Origin of the sequence: Pseudomonas protegens (assembly GCF_003363755.1) — a bacterium.
In the GTDB taxonomy this organism is placed as follows: Bacteria; Pseudomonadota; Gammaproteobacteria; order Pseudomonadales; family Pseudomonadaceae; genus Aquipseudomonas; species Aquipseudomonas danubii.
This window is the reverse complement of the sequence record NZ_CP031396.1, coordinates 6,618,481-6,638,853: the sequence shown is the minus strand read 5'-3', so window position 1 is coordinate 6,638,853 and position 20,373 is coordinate 6,618,481. Positions and strand designations below refer to the sequence as shown.

13 protein-coding genes are annotated in these 20,373 nt (G+C 63.3%); 7 read left to right on the top strand and 6 right to left on the bottom strand.

Features of this window, described 5'->3' with window-relative positions:
- Positions 1-4 precede the first annotated feature (4 nt).
- Complete coding sequence (locus tag DWF74_RS30165; RefSeq protein WP_102865176.1) at positions 5-1,294, bottom strand: MFS transporter; 1,290 nt, start codon at positions 1,292-1,294, stop codon at positions 5-7.
- Between the two features lie 428 nt (positions 1,295-1,722).
- On the opposite strand from DWF74_RS30165, the gene mexE reads away from it, so the two are divergent.
- The 7 genes from mexE (at position 1,723) to DWF74_RS30125 (ending at position 13,729) form a co-directional block, all read left to right on the top strand.
- Entirely contained in the window at positions 1,723-2,970 is a 1,248-nt protein-coding gene (gene mexE / locus DWF74_RS30160) for a multidrug efflux RND transporter periplasmic adaptor subunit MexE (protein ID WP_115582376.1), read from the top strand.
- A gap of 15 nt (positions 2,971-2,985) precedes the next feature.
- Positions 2,986-6,165: an efflux RND transporter permease subunit gene (locus tag DWF74_RS30155; protein WP_102865178.1), complete on the top strand. Its 3,180-nt coding sequence runs from the start codon at positions 2,986-2,988 to the stop codon at positions 6,163-6,165.
- Positions 6,162-7,583: an efflux transporter outer membrane subunit gene (locus tag DWF74_RS30150; protein ID WP_102865179.1), complete on the top strand. Its 1,422-nt coding sequence runs from the start codon at positions 6,162-6,164 to the stop codon at positions 7,581-7,583. The genes DWF74_RS30155 and DWF74_RS30150 overlap by 4 nt, the downstream gene beginning before the upstream one ends.
- Positions 7,584-7,939: 356 nt before the next feature.
- Positions 7,940-8,839: a bestrophin family protein gene (locus tag DWF74_RS30145; RefSeq protein ID WP_102865180.1), complete on the top strand. Its 900-nt coding sequence runs from the start codon at positions 7,940-7,942 to the stop codon at positions 8,837-8,839.
- Between the two features lie 74 nt (positions 8,840-8,913).
- Complete coding sequence (locus tag DWF74_RS30140) at positions 8,914-9,969, top strand: HEAT repeat domain-containing protein (RefSeq protein ID WP_102865181.1); 1,056 nt, start codon at positions 8,914-8,916, stop codon at positions 9,967-9,969.
- 590 nt (positions 9,970-10,559) lie between these two features.
- A complete protein-coding gene (locus DWF74_RS30130) occupies positions 10,560-12,062 on the top strand; it encodes an ATPase domain-containing protein (protein WP_115582375.1) in 1,503 nt (500 codons plus the stop codon).
- Positions 12,059-13,729: a response regulator gene (locus DWF74_RS30125; protein WP_115582374.1), complete on the top strand. Its 1,671-nt coding sequence runs from the start codon at positions 12,059-12,061 to the stop codon at positions 13,727-13,729. The genes DWF74_RS30130 and DWF74_RS30125 overlap by 4 nt, the downstream gene beginning before the upstream one ends.
- An 8-nt stretch (positions 13,730-13,737) precedes the next feature.
- Here the strand turns inward: DWF74_RS30125 and DWF74_RS30120 are convergent, their stop codons facing one another.
- The 5 genes from DWF74_RS30120 to DWF74_RS30100 form a co-directional block, all read right to left on the bottom strand.
- Positions 13,738-14,115 carry a response regulator gene (locus DWF74_RS30120; RefSeq protein WP_011061530.1) on the bottom strand — a complete coding sequence of 126 codons (378 nt, stop codon included), beginning with the start codon at positions 14,113-14,115 and terminating at the stop codon, positions 13,738-13,740.
- Between the two features lie 78 nt (positions 14,116-14,193).
- The gene (locus DWF74_RS30115) at positions 14,194-15,390 is read right to left on the bottom strand and encodes a hybrid sensor histidine kinase/response regulator (RefSeq protein ID WP_102865184.1); all 1,197 of its coding nucleotides are present in this window, start codon (positions 15,388-15,390) and stop codon (positions 14,194-14,196) included.
- Entirely contained in the window at positions 15,384-15,989 is a 606-nt protein-coding gene (locus tag DWF74_RS30110) for a chemotaxis protein CheB (protein ID WP_115582373.1), read from the bottom strand. The genes DWF74_RS30115 and DWF74_RS30110 overlap by 7 nt, the downstream gene beginning before the upstream one ends.
- On the bottom strand, positions 15,986-16,801 hold the full coding sequence (locus tag DWF74_RS30105; protein WP_016964143.1) for a CheR family methyltransferase: 816 nt from the start codon (positions 16,799-16,801) through the stop codon (positions 15,986-15,988). The genes DWF74_RS30110 and DWF74_RS30105 overlap by 4 nt, the downstream gene beginning before the upstream one ends.
- Positions 16,801-20,295 carry a response regulator gene (locus DWF74_RS30100; protein WP_102865253.1) on the bottom strand — a complete coding sequence of 1,165 codons (3,495 nt, stop codon included), beginning with the start codon at positions 20,293-20,295 and terminating at the stop codon, positions 16,801-16,803. The genes DWF74_RS30105 and DWF74_RS30100 overlap by 1 nt, the downstream gene beginning before the upstream one ends.
- Positions 20,296-20,373 lie beyond the last annotated feature (78 nt).

Below are 20,373 nucleotides of genomic sequence, written 5' to 3'. Positions count from 1 at the left end.
CTGTCTAGGGTTCATAACGAAGGGCAGATTGAGCGATGGCAGGCAGCTCCGGCGAATCGCCAGGCCGGTCTTGAGCGGCGCCGCGCACGGGGTCCTTACGCAACAAGGTCCATGACAGCAACAGGCAAACGCCGACCAGGCCTGCCATCAGCACGTAGACGCTGGAGAAACCGAGATGGTCGTAGCCGTAGCCCACCAGCGGCGATAGCAGCATGGCGGTCAATTGCTGGGCGAACTGGAATCCCACCAGGTAGATCGAGGCGGACAGCCGAGAGTCGAAGTTCAGCGAAATGTATTTGAATATCGAGACCAGCAAGATGGGCACTTCCAAGGCGTGCAACATCTTGCAGGCAGCGATAGCCCAGGCCTGCGTTGCCATCCCGGAGCCAAGGATGCGCACAAACATGATGCTGCCGGCCAGGATCAGCCCGTATTTGGCGCCTGTGCGGCTGACCACCCAGGGTGCAAACAGCATCAAGACCGCCTCGACCAGCACCTGAGACGAGTTCAGGTAGCCATAGGCGCGGGTGCCCTCCTCCGGGGTCGGGAAAAACGAGGAGAAATACACCGGAAACTGTTGCTCGTAGATCATGTAGATCCCGCACACCCCTGTCAGGTACAGGCTGAAAGCCCAGAATCGCGGGAGTGTCAGCAACTTCCAGAGATCGTTCAGGCGCACGGGGTGGGCAACGCTGCCCGCCTGCGCAGCCGGCGGGTTCAAACGGTCAAGGTCCAGGCGGGACAGGATCAGCAGGAACACGACGCCGGCGGCGCTGCTCATGTAAAACGCAATGTCAGGATCAATGTTGAACACCACGCCGACCACGCCGGTCGCGCTGGCCCAGCCCAACGACCCCCACATTCGGGTGGTTCCAAACTCGAACCCCGCATGACGTGACAAACGCTCGGTGTAGGACTCGATTACCCCCACGCCTGCCAGCATCGCCAGCGCCAGAAACGCCGCACCGACCAAGGCGCCGAGCACCACGTTCTGCGCCAACAGGCCGGCGTAGACATAAATGGCAAACGGGGCCGCGGCGCAGAGCAAGATGCCAATCCATACCAACAGTTTTTTGGACAGCCCGAGGCGGTCTTGAAGAGCGCCGTAGAAGGGCTGAACCAGCAACGCCGCAATGGCGTTGGCGGCGAAAATGAACCCGGTTTCCGTGCCATTCAAGCCAATGACTCGATGCAGCCAGATAGAGAACAGCGAATAGCTGGATGACCACGAAAAGAAGAAGAAAAACAATAAACCACTGATAAGCCAGTACTCGCGTTTGGCGGCAAGCTGCATGTGACGACCCTCTTGTTCTTATCTAGGTTAACGTTAACATTGCGACATATTACGCGTCTTCAAAGCCTTCGCTGTCAAGTGGAGTCATCTGCAAAAAGCGCTCAACACGCCCCGCATGACCTGCAGAAGGTCCCTGCGCGACAGGCGCCTGCGAGCCGTTCAAACAATCTCTGCAATGCCCGAATACAAAGACAGGAGGGCCTGTTCGCCGACAGCTGCCCCCTGCCCCGGCGGGCAATGTTGCGTATGCGACAACAATCAATTGCATACCAGGGGATTGATAGCACCCTAACGAAAGGTGCAGGCTAGAGGGCTCGCTTGGGGCTTATATCATTCCGAATGATAGTTACCTTCGCTTCATTCGATTCGTGAGATACCACCCTGCCGAGCATCATCCGCCCATCTCAAATTACCTTGGCGGATGAACCATGGACCAGTCAGTCAAACTCTTGCGTTACCCCTTAGCCGCCCTCGCCGTTCTGGTCATGAGTGCCTGCGGCAAAGCCCCGGAAACCGCCTCCGCCCCGCCCGCTGCCAAGGTCAGTGTGGCCAAGGTGCTGGAGCAGCCAGTCAACGAATGGGATGAGTTCACCGGACGCCTGGAAGCCCCGGAAACCGTGGAAATCCGGCCACGGGTCTCGGGCCAGATCGATCAGGTGGCGTTCACCGAAGGCGCCCTGGTGAAGAAAGGCGACCTGCTGTTCCAGATCGACCCGCGCCCCTTCCAGGCTGAAGTCCGCCGCCTCGAAGCCCAGCTGCAACAAGCCCGGGCCACCGCCACCCGCAGCGCCAACGAAGCCCAGCGCGGCCAGCGCCTGCTGACCAGCAACGCAATTTCCGCCGAGCTGGCCGACACCCGCAGCAGCGCCGCCCAGGAAGCCCGGGCCGGCGTCGATGCGATCCAGGCTCAACTGGACCTGGCCAAGCTCAACCTGAGCTTTACCCGGGTGGTGGCCCCCATCAGCGGTCGCGTCAGCCGCGCACAGATCACCGCCGGCAACCTGGTGACCGCCGATGTCACCGCGCTCACCAGCCTGGTGTCCACCGACAAGGTCTACGCCTACTTCGACGCCGACGAGCGCGTGTACCTCAAGTACACCCAACTCGCCCGCCAGGGTCAGCGCGGCCAGACCACCCCGGTGTACCTGGGCCTGTCCAATGAAGAAGGCCACCCGCACCTGGGCCAGATGAACTTCGTCGACAACCAGGTCAACCCCAAGACCGGCACCATCCGCGGCCGCGCCGTGTTCGACAACCGTGACGGCAGCTACACCCCGGGCCTGTATGCGCGCCTGAAACTGGTGGGCAGCGGCACCTACTCGGCGATGCTGATCAACGACGAAGCCGTGGGCACCGACCTGGGCAAGAAGTTCGTGCTGGTGATGGACGCCGACAACAAGCCGGCCTACCGCGCCGTGGAGCTGGGGCCGAAGATCGAGGGCCTGCGCATCGTGCGCAACGGGCTGAGCAAGGACGACACCATCATCGTCAAGGGCTTGCAGCGGGCACGTCCCGGTGCCCCGGTCACGCCTGAAGTGATCCCCATGGCCAGCCAGGAAACCCTCGCCGCCCTGGCCCAACAACGCCAAGCACTGGAAGCCAGCAACCTGCCGCAGGTCACCCCTGCCAAGGCGGCTCCGGCTGTGAAACTCGCCGCTGCGACACCGCGCGGTTAAGGGACGACTCTCAAGATGAATTTTTCCCAGTTCTTCATTTCAAGGCCGATCTTCGCCGCGGTGCTGTCGCTGCTGATCCTGATCGCCGGCGCCATCTCGCTGTTCCAACTGCCCATCAGCGAATACCCGGAAGTGGTGCCACCCACCGTGGTGGTACGCGCCAACTTCCCGGGGGCCAACCCGAAAGTCATCGGTGAAACCGTGGCCGCGCCGCTGGAACAGGCGATCACCGGGGTCGAGAACATGCTCTACATGTCCTCGCAATCCACCGCCGACGGCAAGATCACCCTGACCATCACCTTCGCCCTAGGCACCGACCTGGACAACGCCCAGGTGCAGGTGCAGAACCGCGTGACCCGCACCCAGCCCAAGCTGCCGGAAGAAGTGACGCGCATCGGCATCACCGTGGACAAGGCCTCTCCGGACCTGACCATGGTGGTCCACCTGACCTCGCCGGACCAACGCTACGACATGCTCTACCTGTCCAACTACGCCCTGCTCAACATCAAGGATGAGCTGGCGCGCCTGGGCGGCGTGGGTGATGTACAGCTGTTCGGCATGGGCGACTACTCGCTGCGGGTCTGGCTCGATCCGAACAAGACCGCTTCGCGCAACCTGACCGCCACCGACGTGGTCACCGCGATCCGCGAACAGAACCGCCAGGTCGCCGCCGGTGCCCTGGGCGCTCCGCCTGCGCCCAGCGCCACCAGCTTCCAGCTGTCGGTCAACACCCAGGGCCGACTGGTCACCGAGGAAGAGTTCGAGAACATCATCATTCGCTCAGGCGAAGACGGTGAGATCACTCGCCTGAAAGACATCGCCCGCATCGAACTGGGCTCGAGCCAGTACGCCCTGCGCTCCCTGCTCAACAACCAGCCGGCAGTGGCGATCCCGATCTTCCAGCGCCCGGGCTCCAACGCCATCGAGATCTCCAACGAAGTGCGGGCCAAGATGGCCGAACTCAAGCAGAACTTCCCGCAGGGCATGGACTTCAGCATCGTCTACGACCCGACCATCTTCGTCCGCGGCTCCATCGAAGCGGTGGTGCACACCCTGTTCGAAGCGCTGATCCTGGTGGTGCTGGTGGTGATCCTGTTCCTGCAGACCTGGCGCGCCTCGATCATCCCGCTGGTGGCCGTACCGGTGTCGCTGATCGGCACCTTCGCGGTCATGCACCTGTTCGGCTTCTCCCTCAATGCCCTGTCGCTGTTCGGCCTGGTGCTGGCCATCGGTATCGTGGTGGACGACGCCATCGTGGTGGTGGAGAACGTCGAACGGAACATCGGCCTGGGGCTGAACCCGGTGGAGGCCACCCAGCGCGCCATGCGTGAAGTGACCGGCCCGATCATCGCCACCGCCCTGGTGCTGTGCGCGGTGTTCGTACCGGCGGCCTTCATCAGCGGCCTGACCGGGCAGTTCTACAAGCAGTTCGCCCTGACCATCGCGATTTCCACGGTGATCTCGGCCTTCAACTCCCTGACCCTGTCGCCGGCCCTGGCCGCGGTACTGCTCAAGGAACACCATGCGCCCAAGGACCGCTTCTCGAAGATCCTCGACAAGCTGCTGGGGGGCTGGCTGTTCAAACCGTTCAACCGCTTCTTCGACCGGGCCAGCCATGGCTACGTCGGCACCGTACGCCGAGTCATCCGCGGCAGCGGCATCGCCCTGTTCCTCTATGCCGGCCTGATGGTGCTGACCTGGTTCGGCTTCGCCCACACCCCGACCGGTTTCGTGCCGGCCCAGGACAAGCAATACCTGGTGGCCTTCGCCCAACTGCCGGACGCGGCGAGCCTGGACCGCACCGAAGACGTGATCAAGCGCATGTCCGACATCGCCCTCAAGCAACCCGGTGTGGAAAGCGCGGTGGCCTTCCCCGGCCTGTCGATCAACGGCTTCACCAACAGCCCGAACAACGGCATCGTCTTCGTCACCTTGAAGCCCTTCGATGAGCGCAAGGACCCGAGCATGTCAGCCGGTGCCATCGCCGGTGCCCTGAACGGCAAATACGCCGATATCCAGGACGCCTACATGGCGATCTTCCCACCGCCGCCGGTACAGGGCCTGGGGACCATTGGCGGCTTCCGCCTGCAAGTGGAAGACCGCAGCGGGCTGGGTTACGACGAACTGTATAAAGAAGTGCAGAACGTCATCACCAAGAGCCGCAGCGTGCCGGAACTGGCCGGGCTGTTCACCAGCTACCAGGTCAACGTGCCTCAGGTGGACGCGGCCATCGACCGGGAAAAGGCCAAGACCCACGGCGTGGCGATTTCCGACATCTTCGACACCCTGCAGATCTACCTGGGTTCGCTGTATGCCAACGACTTCAACCGCTTTGGCCGCACCTATCAGGTCAACGTCCAGGCCGAGCAGCAGTTCCGTCTCGAGCCCGAACAGATCGGCCAGCTGAAAGTGCGCAACAACAAGGGCGAGATGATTCCCCTGGCGACCTTTATCAAGGTCAGCGACACCGCCGGTCCCGACCGTGTGATGCACTACAACGGCTTCGTCACCGCGGAAATCAACGGTGCGGCCGCCCCGGGCTACAGCTCCGGGCAGGCAGAAGCGGCGATTGAGAAACTGCTCAAGGAAGAACTGCCCAATGGCATGACTTACGAATGGACCGAGCTGACCTACCAGCAGATCCTCGCCGGTAACACCGCCCTGTTCGTCTTCCCGCTCTGCGTGCTGCTGGCCTTCCTGGTACTGGCCGCGCAATACGAGAGCTGGAGCCTGCCGCTGGCGGTGATCCTGATCGTGCCGATGACCCTGCTGTCGGCGATTACCGGGGTGATCATCTCCGGTGGCGACAACAACATCTTCACCCAGATCGGCCTGATCGTACTGGTGGGCCTGGCCTGCAAGAACGCGATCCTGATCGTCGAGTTCGCCAAGGACAAACAAGAGGAAGGCCTCGACCCGCTGGCGGCGGTACTGGAAGCCTGCCGCCTGCGTCTGCGGCCGATCCTGATGACCTCCTTCGCCTTCATCATGGGCGTGGTGCCCCTGGTGATCTCCAGCGGTGCCGGCGCGGAAATGCGTCATGCCATGGGCGTCGCGGTGTTCTCCGGGATGCTCGGGGTGACCTTCTTCGGCCTGCTGCTGACCCCAGTGTTCTATGTCCTGATCCGCAATTATGTGGAGCGCAGCGAGGCCCGCAAAGCCGCCCGCGCCCTGCAACTGGAGACGCAACAATGAGTGCCAAAGTCTTCCTGCCGAGCCTGCTGGTGCTGGCCCTGAGTGCCTGCGCCGTCGGTCCGGACTACCAGAGCCCAACCACCGAGGCGGCGCACATCAGCGCCGCCACCGATGGCGCTGCGGGCCAGAAGAACTTCGACCGCGCACGCTTCGAAGGCATCTGGTGGCAACAGTTCGATGACCCGACCCTCAACCAGCTGGTGAGTAAATCGCTGCAGGGCAACCGTGAACTGCGGGTGGCCTTCGCCCGCCTGCGGGCCGCCCGGGCAATTCGCGATGACGCCAGCAATGACGCCATGCCCACCATCACCAGCCGCGCCAGCAGCGACCAAGCCAAGGGGCAGATTCCGGGGCAGACCACCAAGCGGGTCAAGAGCGAGCGCTACGACCTGGGCCTGGACATGGCCTGGGAGCTGGACCTGTTCGGCCGCATCCAGCGCAACCTGGAAGCCACCGACGCCGACCAGCAAGCCGCCGAGGCCGACCTGTATCAGTTGCAAGTGACCATGATCGCCGAGCTGGTGGACGCCTACGGCCAGTTGCGCGGCGCGCAACTGCGGGAAAAGATCGCCCTGGCCAACCTGGACAACCAGCAGGCCTCGCGCAAGATCACCGAAAGCCTGCGCGACGCAGGCGTCGGCGACCAGCTCGACGTGGTGCGTGCCGACGCCCGCCTAGCTTCGGTGGAAGCCAGCGTGCCGCAGTTGCAGGCCGAGCAGACCCGTCAGCGCAACCGCATCGCCACCCTGCTGGGTGAGCGTCCGGACCAGCTCAGCGTCGACCTCTCGCCGGCGCAACTACCGGCGATTGCCAAGGCCCTTCCGATTGGCGACCCGGGCGAGCTGCTGCAACGCCGGCCGGACATTCTCAGCGCCGAACGCCAGCTGGCGGCGGCCACCGCACGGATTGGCGTGGCCAAGGCCGACCTGTTTCCACGGGTCAGCCTCAGCGGCTTCCTCGGCTTCACCGCCGGACGCGGTTCACAGATCGGCTCCTCGGCGGCCAGTGCCTGGGCCCTGGGTCCGAGCATCACCTGGGCGGCCTTTGACCTGGGCAGCGTGCGGGCCCGCCTGCGGGGTGCCGACGCCAATGCCGACGGCGCCCTGGCCAGCTACGAGCAGCAAGTACTGCTGGCCCTGGAAGAATCGGAAAACGCCTTCAGCGATTACGGCAAGCGCCAGCAACGGCTGATCTCGCTGATTCGCCAGAGCGAGTCCAGCCGTGCCGCCGCGGACCTGGCCGAGATCCGCTACCGCGAAGGCACCGTGGACTTCCTGGTGCTGCTGGACGCCCAGCGTGAACGGCTGGCGGCCGAAGATGCCCAGGCCCAGGCCGAAGTCGACCTGTACCGCGGTATTGTCGCCATCTACAAGGCCCTGGGCGGTGGCTGGCAACCGGAGACGCTGGCCAGCCAGTAAGGATTTGCAACGAGCTCCTTTGGTTGGCCGCAACCAACCAATGTTTAGCCCCGTGGATCATTCGGTCGCGGGGCTTTTTTTTGCCACGACATCGCCAAGCAAGGTCCTGCGGACCTTCGCGCAGCCTCGCCGCAGGCTCGACAGCGGCTACAGCCCTGTAGCCGCTGCCGCAGGCTGCGAACGGCCCGAAGGGACGCCAGGATCGCAAAGCTGCTCAAGACTCCGCGGGCAATCGTCAGGCAAGGGTCGTTGGCCGATAGAGGCAATCGATCATTCGGTCGATCGTTGCGATTGGACAGCCCTGCAGCGCACTCCTACTCTTCACTCGCCGCGTAATCGCCCTGGCCTCAGCCCTCATGATCGTCCGCCCCAAGCCCAACCTGATCAGCATCCTCTTTGCCCTCAAGGGCTCGATCGCCAAGCGCATTGCCTTGCGCTGCGTGCTGATCACCCTGCTGGCGTCGGTCATCGTCCTGGTGGAAACCCTGCAGCCCACCTATTTCTCCAAGGTCAATGCCACGCCCTTCACCCTGCTGGGCCTGTCGCTGTCGATCTTCATGAGTTTTCGCAACAACGCCTGCTACGACCGCTGGTGGGAAGGCCGCAAGCAGTTGGGGCAGTTGATCATCGAGGTCCGTTCGCTGATCCGCGAAAGCCTGATCATCGACGCTCATCCCCAACGCGAGGGCCTGCTGCGCGACCTCTGCGGCTTCGCCCACAGCCTGATTGCCCGCCTGCGCCATGAAGACGAAGCCCGCGCCCTGCAACCCTGGGCCCAGGCCGACATCGACCCGCAGCACCCCAACCTCACCGATGCCCAGTTGCAACGCATCGGCCAGCGCTGCTCGCAGTGGGCGCAGCAGGGGCTGATCAGTGAATGGCGCTACACCCAGATGGAAACCCGCCTGGTCAGCCTGAGCCAGGTCCAGGCCGCCTGCGAACGCATCCAGAACACCCCGCTGCCCTTCCCCTACACCTTGCTGCTGCACCGCACCATCTACCTGTTCTGCATCCTCCTGCCATTTGCCATGGCCGAGCCCCTGGGCTGGCTGACGCCGATCTTCACCGCCATCGTCAGCTACACCTTCCTGGGCCTCGACGAAATCGGCAATGACCTCGAAGACCCCTTTGGCTACGACGACAACGATCTGCCGTGCAACGCTCTATTGCGCGGTTTGGAGCGTGAAGTCCTGGCCGCGCTGGGGCACCGGGACCTGCCGCCGCCACTGCAACCCCAGGAATACGTACTGACCTGATCCCGGGTTTGACTCAGGCCCATTCCTGACCGAAGCTTGCGCCTTCCAAAAGTCGCCAGCTTCCGGATTCCTGCATGCCCCTGCCCCGTCGCTATCTGCTGATCAGCCTGTTGCTCGTTATCGCCCTGGCCCTGGCCTGGACCTTTCTGCGCAGCAGCCCGCCAGCGGTTCCCGAGGCGATCAAGCATGGCTACGGCCCGGCCCTGGAGAAAGCCCGCAACGGCCAGCCGGGCGCAGCACGGGTGCTGTACCAGCAACTGGCGCGCCCCGACCTCAATGACCAGCAGCGCACCCGCCTGCTGGCGGTATTGCCCAACTACCCCAGCCCCCAGGCCCTGAAGCTGGCGGACGCCGACCTCTATCATCCCTCGCCCGAGGTGCGCAAAGCCGCGATCGAGAGCGTGCTGGGCCTGGTTCCCAGTGGCCAGCGCAGCTTGCTGCTCGGCCCCTTGCTCGACGATCACGAGCAAAGCGTGCGCTTTGCCGCGGTAGACGCCCTGCTCGGCCTGAGCCCGGATGACCAGGGCCTGTACTTCGGCCCACTGCAGCAGGTGATCGACGAATACACCCAGGTGCTCAAGACCCGGGGTGATGACGTCGAGGCCCAATACCAACTGGCCCGCCTGTACCTGCACAACGCCAACCTGAGCAAGGCCCAGCAGACCCTGGAACAAGCCCTGCGCCTGGCACCGGACAACCTGCAAGCGGTGGTGCTGCAGATCGAAGTGCTGGACAAGCAAGGCCAGAGCGACGCCGCCCGCCAGTTGCTGGCCAAGCAACTGCAGGCCCAGCAAGACTCCGCCTACCTGCAACATGCCCTGGGGCTCTGGCTGCTGCACCACGGCCAGGGCGAATTTGCCCTACTGGGCCTGTCACGGGCGGTGGAACTGGAACCCAACAACGCCGCCTACCGCTACGACCTGGCCACCACCCTGCACAGCCAGCAGGAGCTGGAGGCGGCGCAGAAGCAACTGGAGGAAATCGTCCAGCGCCAGCCTTACAACCGCAAGGCGCGGGTGCTGCTGATCAACTATTGGAAAGAGAGCGGCCAGTTGCAGAACGTCCAGGTGTTGCTGGCCCAGCTGGAACAGCAGAACCCCGACGACCCGGCCCTGCAGCAGGGCCTGTAGCCGCTGCCGAGCCCGCGAGGCTGCGAAAAGGCCCGCAGGGCCTTGCCTGGCGATCCCCAACCAAACCTTTACCGCCCTCAAGATCCCCGCGTCTGCTGCGTCGGAATGCCGCCCAAGCCGTTCGCAGCTTGCGGCAGCGGCTACAAGAGCCCGCACAAAACCTGTAGCCGCTGCCGAGCCCGCGAGGCTGCGAAAAGGCCCGCAGGGCCTTGCCTGGCGATCCCCAGCCAAACCTTTACCGCCCTCAAGATCCCCGCGCCTGCTGCGTCGGAATGCCGCCCAAGCCGTTCGCAGCCTGCGGCAGCGGCTACAAGAGCCCGCACAAAACCTGTAGCCGCTGCCGAGCCCGCGAGGCTGCGAAAAGGCCCGCAGGGCCTTGCCTGGCGATCCCCGGCCAAACCTTTGCCGCCCTCAAGATCCCCGCGCCTGCTGCGTCGGAATACCGCCCAAGCCGTTCGCAGCCTGCGGCAGCGGCTACACAACAAAAGGTTGAACCGTGGCAACGGCAGACGGTCAAGTGATTTATCAGCGATATCAAGGCGTTCGTCGCCATCGCCGATCACCTGGACCCATATGTGCGAGGGCATTGTTTGTCGACCTCATCTGCGTTGCTCAGCGAAAAAGCCGCCACTGGCGTCGAAGGCCTGGACGATATTCTCTCTGGAGGATTATCACGCAGCCATGTATTCCTGCTGGAAGGCGAACCCGGCACCGGCAAGACCACCGTGGCCTTGCATTTTCTGCGTGCCGGCGCCCTGGCCGGTGAGCGCTGCCTGTACATCACCCTCTCGGAAACCGAGCGCGAACTGCGCCAGGGCGCCCAGTCCCACGGCTGGCAGCTGGACCACAACATCCACATCTTCGAGCTGACCCCACCGGAAAGCCTGCTCAACGCCGAGCACCAGCAAAGCCTGCTGTATTCCTCGGACCTGGAGCTGGGGGAAGCCACCCGGCAGATCTTCGACGTGGTGGAACGGGTCAAGCCGACGCGGGTGGTGCTCGACAGCCTCTCGGAAATCCGCCTGCTGGCCCAGAGTTCCCTGCGCTACCGGCGACAGATCCTGGCGATCAAGCACTACTTCGTGCGCTATGACGCCACCGTGCTGCTACTGGACGACCTGACCACCGAATCCCTGGACAAGACCGTGCACAGCGTGGCCCACGGGGTGATCCGCCTGGAAGAGCTGACCCCCAGTTACGGCGCCGAGCGCCGGCGCGTCCGGGTGGTGAAATACCGTGGCCAGAAGTACCGCGGCGGCTTCCATGATTTCACCATCATGGGCGACGGGGTCCATGTCTTCCCAAGGCTGGTGGCTGCCGAACACCGCGGCCGCAACGAGCGCCTGCCCCTGACAAGCGGCATTGCGGAAATGGACGCGCTCCTGGGAGGCGGCATCGAAAGCGGCTCCAGTACCCTGATCCTCGGCCCCGCCGGTACCGGCAAATCGCTTATTTCGATGATCTTCGCCGCGGCAGCAGTAGCCCGGGGCGAGAAAGCCGCGCTGTTCATCTTCGACGAAGAGCTGGGGCTGCTGTTGGAACGCATGCGCAACATGGGCATCGACCTGGAGGCCCTGCAAGCCACCGGCAACCTGGTGATCGAGCAAGTGGACGCCGCAGAACTGTCCCCGGGGGAACTGTCCTACCGGGTCCGGCGCTGTGTCGACCAGCAACGGATCAAGACCGTGGTGATCGACAGCATCAACGGCTACCAGGCGGCCATGCCCGAGGAAAACGCCCTGGTGCTGCACATGCACGAACTGCTGCTGTACCTCAACCGCCAGGGCGCCGCGACCTTCATGACCGTGGCCCAGCATGGCCTGGTGGGCGACATGCAGGCCCCGGTGGACATCACCTACCTGGCGGACACCGTGGTCCTGCTGCGCTACTTCGAGGCCCTGGGCAAGGTGCGTCGGGCCATCTCCATCATCAAGAAACGCACTGGCAGCCACGAGTCCACCATCCGTGAGTACCGCATCGGCGCTCGCGGCTTGACCATCGGCGAACCCCTGGAAGCCTTCCAGGGCGTACTGCGAGGCGTGCCCACCTACCTGGGCGAAAGCAAACCGCTGCTGCGGGACGAGGGGCGATGACCCAGGACCTGGCATTTTCCGAACGCGCCCTGGTGCTCACACCCCACGGCCGTGACAGCCAGCTGGCGCAGATGATGCTCAACGAGGCGGGATTTCGCAGTCTGATCTGCCCGGACCTGCCGGCCCTGTGCACAGAGCTGGAGCACGGCGCCGGGCTGGTGATCATCGCCGCCGAGGCTTTGCGCGGGGTCGACCTGGCCCCCCTGCTGCGCCATCTGCAACAACAACCGGCCTGGTCCGACCTGCCCATCGTGCTGCTGACCCAGCACGGCGGTCCGGAGCAGAACCCGGCCTCAGGCTTCAGCGTGCCCCTGGGCAACGTCAGTTTCCTCGAACGGCCCTTCCATCCGGCCACCCTGATCAGCCTGGTCAGCGCCGCCCTGCGCGGACGCCGTCGCCAATACGAAGCCCGGGACCGGCTGATCGACCTGAGCCAGAGCGAACTGCGCCTGCAATGCACCCTGGAAACCCTGGAACAGCAGGTGCAGGAGCGCACCGCGCAACTGCGGCACAACGAGGAAGCCCTGCGCCAGTCGCAAAAGATGGAAGCCGTGGGCCAGCTCACTGGCGGCATCGCCCATGACTTCAACAACATGCTCACCGGCATCATCGGCAGCCTGGAGCTGCTGCGCCGGCGCCTGGCCCGTGGCCGCACCGAAGACCTGGACCGACTGATCGACCTGGGGGTCACCTCGGCCAATCGCGCCGCCGGCCTGACCCATCGCCTGCTGGCCTTCTCCCGGCGCCAGTCGCTGGACTCCAAGCCAGTGGAAATGAATGCCCTGGTGACGTCCATGGGCGAACTGCTGCAACGCAGCCTCAGCGAAAGCATCCAGCTGGACATGCAACTGTGCCCGCAACTGTGGGTCGCCGAGGCCGACCCCAACCAGTTGGAAAGCGCCCTGCTCAATCTGGTCCTCAACGCCCGGGATGCCATGCCCAATGGCGGCCGGCTGCTGGTGGAAACCCTCAATCAGCACCTGGGCCCGGACTTCACCCAGGCCCACGACAACCTCGAACCCGGCGACTACGTGCTACTGAGAGTCAGCGACAACGGCTGCGGCATGCCCGACGCCATCATCCATCGGGTGTTCGACCCCTTCTTCACCACCAAGCCCATCGGCCAGGGCACCGGGCTCGGGCTGTCGATGATCTATGGCTTCAGCAAGCAGTCCCACGGCCACGTGTCCCTCAACAGCACCCTGGGCCGGGGCACCGAGGTCAGCCTGTACCTGCCGCGTTATCGGGGCAGTGCGCAGCTGGATGAACAGCCGCTTGAGCAACAGTCGGGCACCGCGCAGAACGGCGAGACGGTGCTGATCGTCGAGGATGATCCGGCGGTCCGGCTGCTGGTCAGCGCGGTACTCGGCGAGCTGGGCTACGCCTTTGTCGAAGCCGGCGACGCCCGCAGCGCCATGCCGATCCTCGATTCGGGGCAACGCATCGACCTATTGATCAGCGATGTGGGCTTGCCGGGCATGAACGGCCGGCAACTGGCGGAGATCGGGCGGCAGATCCGCCCGCAACTGAAAGTCCTGTTCATCACCGGCTACGCCGAGCACGCCGCCGCCCGGGGCGGCTTCCTCGACCCCGGCATGCAACTGATCACCAAGCCCTTCACCTTCGACCTGCTGACCGCCAAGGTGCAGGAGATGATCCGCGACTGAGGAGCGGCTCAAGCCAGCAGTTGCTGGATCTGCTCCTGCAGGCTGTTGAGGTCGAAGGGCTTGGCCAGGATCGGTGCCTTGCGGGTGATGGGGCTGCCGCATTCGAGGATTTCGTTGGGATAGCCGCTGATGAAAATCACCTTGAGGTCCGGACGCAGCTTCACCGCCGGTTCAGCGATCATTACCCCGGTAATGCCGCCAGGCAGCCGGTAGTCAGTGATCATCACATCCAGGTGCGGCTTGCTGGCCAGGATCTCGAACGCCTGCTCGCCATTTTCCGCTTGGAGTACCCGGTAGCCCAGGCCCGACAGATAGTCGGCCAGCAGCATCAGGATGACGGGTTCATCTTCGACGATCAGTACGACGTCTTGTGCATCTTCACTCATGGAAAACCTTTGCTCGATCAATTGCTGCCCCTTCGACCATTGGGTCACGCAGAGGTTGCGTGAGCATTACGCTTTTAGTCATTCGTCGGTCGCCGACAAGGGCAGGCTCACGCGAAACAGCGCGCCCTCGCCGATCCGGCTTTCAACACTGATGGTGCCGCCATGGGCAGTGACGATCTGCTCGGAAATAAACAGCCCAAGCCCAAGGCCCGCCGCCACGTGGCTGGCACTGACCCGCTCGAACTGCTGGAAAATTCGCTTCTGGTTCTCTTCGCTGATCCCAATCCCATGATCGCGCACCTCGACCCGGGCCTCGCCGTCCTGGGCATAGACCCGGACTTGGATGGGGCTCTTGGCGCCGTAGCGCAAGGCATTGGTCAGCAGATTGGAAATCACCTGTTCGATGCGGAATTCGTCCCAGTGGCCTTGCAACGGCTGCTCGGCTTCCAGACTCAGGGACGATTGCGCAGCTTCCACCTGGGGCGCGAAGTTCTCCACCAATCCGCGTACCAACTGCGCCAGGTCAAACCGGGACGGGCGGATCGATAGCTTGCCAGTGCGAATCCGCGAGATGTCCAGCATGTCTTCGATCAGGCGGATCAGGCTTTTGATCTGGCGCTCGTCGCGATCCACCATGGCGTGCATCTTGTCCAGGCTGAAGGCGGCAGCGTTCTCCCGGGCCAGGTGCATCTTGCGCAGCTGGGTTTCCAGGATCAGGCCGTTGAGGGGCGTGCGCACTTCATGGGCGACGATGGACATGAAGTCATCGCGCATGCGCACCGCCTGCTCCAGCTCGTTCTGGGTGGCCTGAAGCTTGTTGAGCAACACCTCCTGCTCACGCCGGCTCTGCTCCAGGGCCTCGACCTGCTGCTTCATGGCCTTGCTCTGGCGGTACAGGTCGACGAACACATTGACCTTGCTCTTGACCGCGTGGATGTCCAGGGGCTTGTGCAGGAAGTCCACCGCCCCGCTCTCGTAGCCCTTGAAGGCGTAGTTGAGCTCGCGTCCGGCGGCACTGACGAAAACGATGGGAATGTGCTTGGTCTTCTCGGTGCCGCGCATCAACTCGGCCAGCTCGAAGCCATTCATGCCCGGCATCTGTACATCGAGGATGGCCATGGCGAACTCATGCTGGAGCAGCAGCGACAAGGCCTCGTCGGCCGACAGCGCCTTGTACACCAGGCGGTCCTCGCGCTTGATCAGCGCTTCCAGGGCCAGCAGGTTCTCCGGCAGATCGTCGACGATCAGCAGCTTGGCTTGAATAGTACTTAACATGCGATTCGTTCCAGCTCGGCAAGCAGACGGCTGATGCCGCGCAAAGGGAGAATGTAATCCGGTTGCTGCAGGGCCAGGGCTGCTTCCGGCATGGTGGGGACACTGGCTTCGCCGGGGTCCTGGACGATGGTCAGCCCGCCCTGGCGCTTGACCTCGACCAGGCCCTGGGCGCCGTCCTGATTGGCCCCGGTCAGCAGCACCGCCACGAGGTGCTCCCCGTAGGCATCAGCGGCGGACTCAAACAGGTAATCGATGGCCGGCCGCGAGTGATGCAAGCGCTCCTCCTGGCTCAGGGACAAGGTGCGGTCCTGCTCCACCGACAGGTGATAACCGGGTGCCGCGACGTACAAGGTGCCCGCAATGATCGCTTCCTTGTCGTCGGCCTCCTTCACCCTCAGCGCCAGGCGCCGGTCGAAGACGTCGGCCAATTGGCTGCGACGCTCGTCGGGCAGGTGCAGGACCACGATCACCGGCAGGCTGAAACTGGCGCTGAACTCATTGAACAGGCTCAACAAGGCCTCGACGCCCCCCGCGGAGGCGCCTACTACGACAGCCTCGATCCGAGGCCGGCGATGCGGCGCGACACTTTCCTGGCTCATGTCTTGCGGTAGATCCGTTCTTGTTTGACCAAGGGTTCGAAATGCTTGCCATAGGCGGAAAATTCCAGGGTTTCCTTGCTGCCCAGCACCAGGAAACCACGGTGGCAGAGCGACTCATGGAACAGCCCAAAGGCCCGATCCTGCAACTTTTTATTGAAGTAAATCAATACGTTACGACACGAAATTAATTGAGTTTCCGAGAATACACTGTCGGTCGCCAGGCTGTGATCGGCAAAGGTCACGTTCTCGCGCAGGGTCTTGTCGAAGATCGCGTAGTCGTAGGCGGCGGTGTAGTAGTCGGCAAAGGAACGCTGGCCACCGGCCTGCTGGTAGTTGTGGGTGTAGGCCCGCACGTTCTCCAGGGAGAAGATGCCCTGCTTGGCCTTCTCCAGGGAGCTGGGGTTGATGTCGGTGGCGTAGATGATGGTGCGTTCCAGCAGCCCCTCTTCGCGCAGCAGGATGGCCATGGAGTAGACCTCTTCCCCGGTGCTGCAGCCAGCGATCCAGATCTTGATCGACGGGTAGGTCTTGAGCAGCGGCACCACCTCCTGGCGGATCGCCAGGAAGTGCGACGGGTCGCGAAACATCTCGCTCACCGGAATGGTCAGGAACTGCAGCAATTGCATGAACGCCGTCGGGTCGTGCAACACCCGCTCCTGCAGCGCGGAAATGGTCTTGCACTCGAACTGACGCAAAGCGTGGTTGACCCGGCGCTTGATCGAAGCACCGGAGTAGTCGCGGAAGTCGTAGCTGTATTTGAGATAAATAGCTTCGATCAGCAAACGCAGTTCGATCTCGGTATTGCGCTCCACTAAATTCTTTCCATCTTCGGTAGCCACACGCGGATAAGGGAAAACAGCCGGTCAAGGTCGATGGGCTTGGCCAGGTAGTCGTTGGAACCGGCCTGCAGGCAGCGCTCCTGGTCGTCCTTCATGGCCTTGGCGGTCACGGCGATGATCGGCAGCTTGCGCCAGCGCGGGTCCTTGCGGATCTGCACCGTGGCTTCGAAACCGTCCATCTCCGGCATCATCACGTCCATCAGCACCAGGTCGATATCTTCGACTTCATTGAGTCTGGCAATGGCCTCATGGCCGTTACGGCCGATCACCACCACCGCGCCCTTGTGTTCCAGGGCGCTGGTCAAGGCAAAGATGTTGCGCACGTCATCGTCCACCAGGAGGATCTTGCGCCCCTCGAAGACCTTGTCACGGCTGCGGGCGGTCTTGAGCATCTTCTGCCGCTCATGGGACAACTGGGATTCGACTTTGTGCAGAAACAACGTCACTTCATCCAGCAGGCGCTCCGGCGAGCGGGCGCCCTTGATGATGATCGAACGGGAATACTTGCGCAGCTCGGTCTCTTCATCCCGGGTCAGGTTGCGCCCGGTATAGACGATCACCGGCGGGAAGGAGCAGATGTCCTCGGTGGACATGCGCTTGAGCAGGTCGTTGCCGAGCATGTCCGGCAGCTTGAGGTCGATGACCATGCAGTCGTAGACATTCTCGCGCAGCAGGTCCAGGGCATCCTGGGCCAGGCCCACGGCGGTGATCTCGATATCGTCGTCGCCGATCAGCCGGGCAATGCTGTCGCGTTGCAGGTCGTCGTCCTCCACCAGCAGCACGCGCTTGACCTTCTGCGTCAGCTTGGCTTCCAGGCGGGCGAAGACATCCTTGAGTTCCTCGCGGGTGGTGGGTTTCACCGCATAGCCCACGGCGCCCATGTGCATGGCCGCTTCCACCCGGTCTTCCACCGAGATCACGTGCACCGGGATGTGCCGGGTCTGGGCATGTTCCTTGAGGCGTTGGAGCACAGTCAGGCCGGAATGGTCGGGCAGGCGCATGTCCAGCAGGATGGCGTCCGGGATGTACTGCTCGGCCAGGCTGTAGCCCTCGTCGGCGCCATGGGCCACCAGGCAGTGGTAACCCAGTTCGTGGGCCAGATCGAAGAGGATATGCGCAAAATTCGGCTCATCTTCCACCACCAGGATGCAACGGCTGCTGAATGGTGCCTTGTCCCGGTCATCGGCAAAGCGCGGGATCTCACTGCCAGGCCCTTCAGCCACCGGCAACGGCGCACTGGGTGCAACAGGCGCCGCCACCGGCATCATTGCAGGCGCTGGCGCCAGCACCGGCTCGGCCGCCTCGCTGTACTGCTCTGGCAGCACCAGCGTGAAAATGCTGCCCTGCCCCGGCTCACTGCTGACGCTGATGGAGCCCCCCAGCAAGGTCGCCAGATCCCGAGAGATCGACAGCCCCAGGCCAGTGCCGCCATAACGCCGGTTGGTGGTGCCGTCGGCCTGGCGGAAGGCTTCGAAAATGCTTTCCTGCTGGTCCTGGGCGATGCCGATCCCCGAATCCTGCACGACAAAGGCGATACCGCCACCCGGCTGAGCACCAACGCTCAGGCTGACCTGGCCCCTTTCGGTGAACTTGACCGCGTTGGACAGCAGGTTCTTGAGTATCTGTTCGACCCGCTGGCGATCCGTGAACAGCCTCTGTGGCGCCCCCGGTTGCAGCTCCACCTTGAAGGCCAGGCCCTTGTCCGCGGTCAACGGCTGGAACAGGCTGCGCAGGCCGTCCACCAGGCGCGGCACGCTGGCATTTTCCGGACGCACTTCGAGCTTGCCCGCCTCGACCTTGGAGATATCCAGGATGTCATTGATCAGGTTCAGCAGGTCGTTGCCGGCGGAATAGATCGACTCGGCGAACTTGACCTGCTCGGCAGTGAGGTTCTCCTGGGGGTTTTCCGCCAGCAACTTGGCCAGGATCAGCGAACTGTTGAGCGGTGTGCGCAGTTCGTGGGACATGTTGGCGAGGAATTCGGACTTGTACTTGCTGGAGCGCTGCAGTTCTTCGGCGCGCTCTTCAAGCTGGGTCTGCGCCTCGTTCAGCTCGCTGTTCTTGCGGTCCATGGCGTCGCGCTGCTCGGCGAGGATCTGCGCCTGCTCGGCCAACTGTTCGTTGGTCTGTTCCAGTTCCACCTGCTGCGTCTCCAGGTGCACCTGGGACTCCTTGAGAATCCGCGACTGCTCCTCCAACTCCTCGTTGGCGGTCTTCAATTCTTCCTGCTGCACCTGCAACTCTTCGTTGAGCTGCTGGGTTTCGGCCAGCACTTCCTGAAGGCGCTGGCGGTAGCGCGCAGCTTCGATGGAGGTGCCGATATTGCCGGCAATCAGCTCCAGCAACTCCACATCGCGATCGCTCAGCGCCCGCAGGAAGCCCAGCTCGATCACGCCATTGACCCGGTTGTCATCACGGGTCGGCACCACCAGCACGCTGCGCGGCGCGCCCTCACCCAGGCCGGAGCTGACCTTGAAGTAATCCGCCGGCACATCGTCCAGGCGGATCAGGCGCTTGTGCTGCGCGGCCTGGCCCACCAGGCCCTCATCGCCATACAGCGACTGCTCTTGCTGCTCCAGCTCCCGGGAAAATCCATAAGAAGCCACACGCTTGAGGCCGCCGTGATCTTCACGGACATACAGCGCCGCCACCGGTGTCCCCAGGTAATGGGCGCAGAACTGGAGGATATTGCGCCCCAGCAGGTTAAGGGTCAGTTGGCCGAGCATCTGTTCGGCCAGTTCGGTCTGGCCGTTGCGCAGCCAGGCCTGCTGTTCCAGGCGCCGGGCGCTGTTTTCCTGGGCCTCGAGGTTGTCGCTGTAGCTTTTGGACAGCGCCAGCAGATCCCGACGCCCGACATAGGCCAGCAAGCCGCTGATGCCCACCACGAACAACAGATACAGGATCACGCTGAAAATGGTCGTGCGGCTGACGCTCTCATTGCGTTCCAGGCGCAACTGCTGCTCCATGACCACCGCATCCTCGTATTCCTTGCGGATCTCGTCGGTCAGGCGCTTGCCCCGCCCGGCCTGCACCGCGCCACGGTAGTCGCCGTTCTGCCGACGCAGCTCGATCATGCTCTGGGAGAAGTTGTTCCACTCCAGCTGCAGGGCTTCCAGGCGCTTGAGGCGGTCGACCTGCTGCGGGTTGTCGGCGACCAGATCACGCAGCCCATTGAGCTCGCTGAGGATGCGTGGCTTGGCCACTTCATAAGGGTCGAGGAAATGCTCATCGCCGGTGATCAGGAAACCGCGCATGCCGGTTTCCAGGTCGATGGTCAGGCGCGCCGCCTCATTGAGATTGTTGATCACCCGGTCAGTGTGCTGCACCCACTGGATGACCGAGAGCAGATAGGTGATCAGGGACACGAAAAAAACCGCGCTGAGCACGCCTACACCGAGGGGCAGGCTGATGTTGCGGGTCAGCAGCTTGCGAAAACTCTGTTCATCAACCGATGACGGACGGATCATTTGATGGACCTTGGCGCAGGAAAAAAAACGAAGTTTGCCCCACATTCGGCCATCGCAGCTATTTTTTATAACCCACGG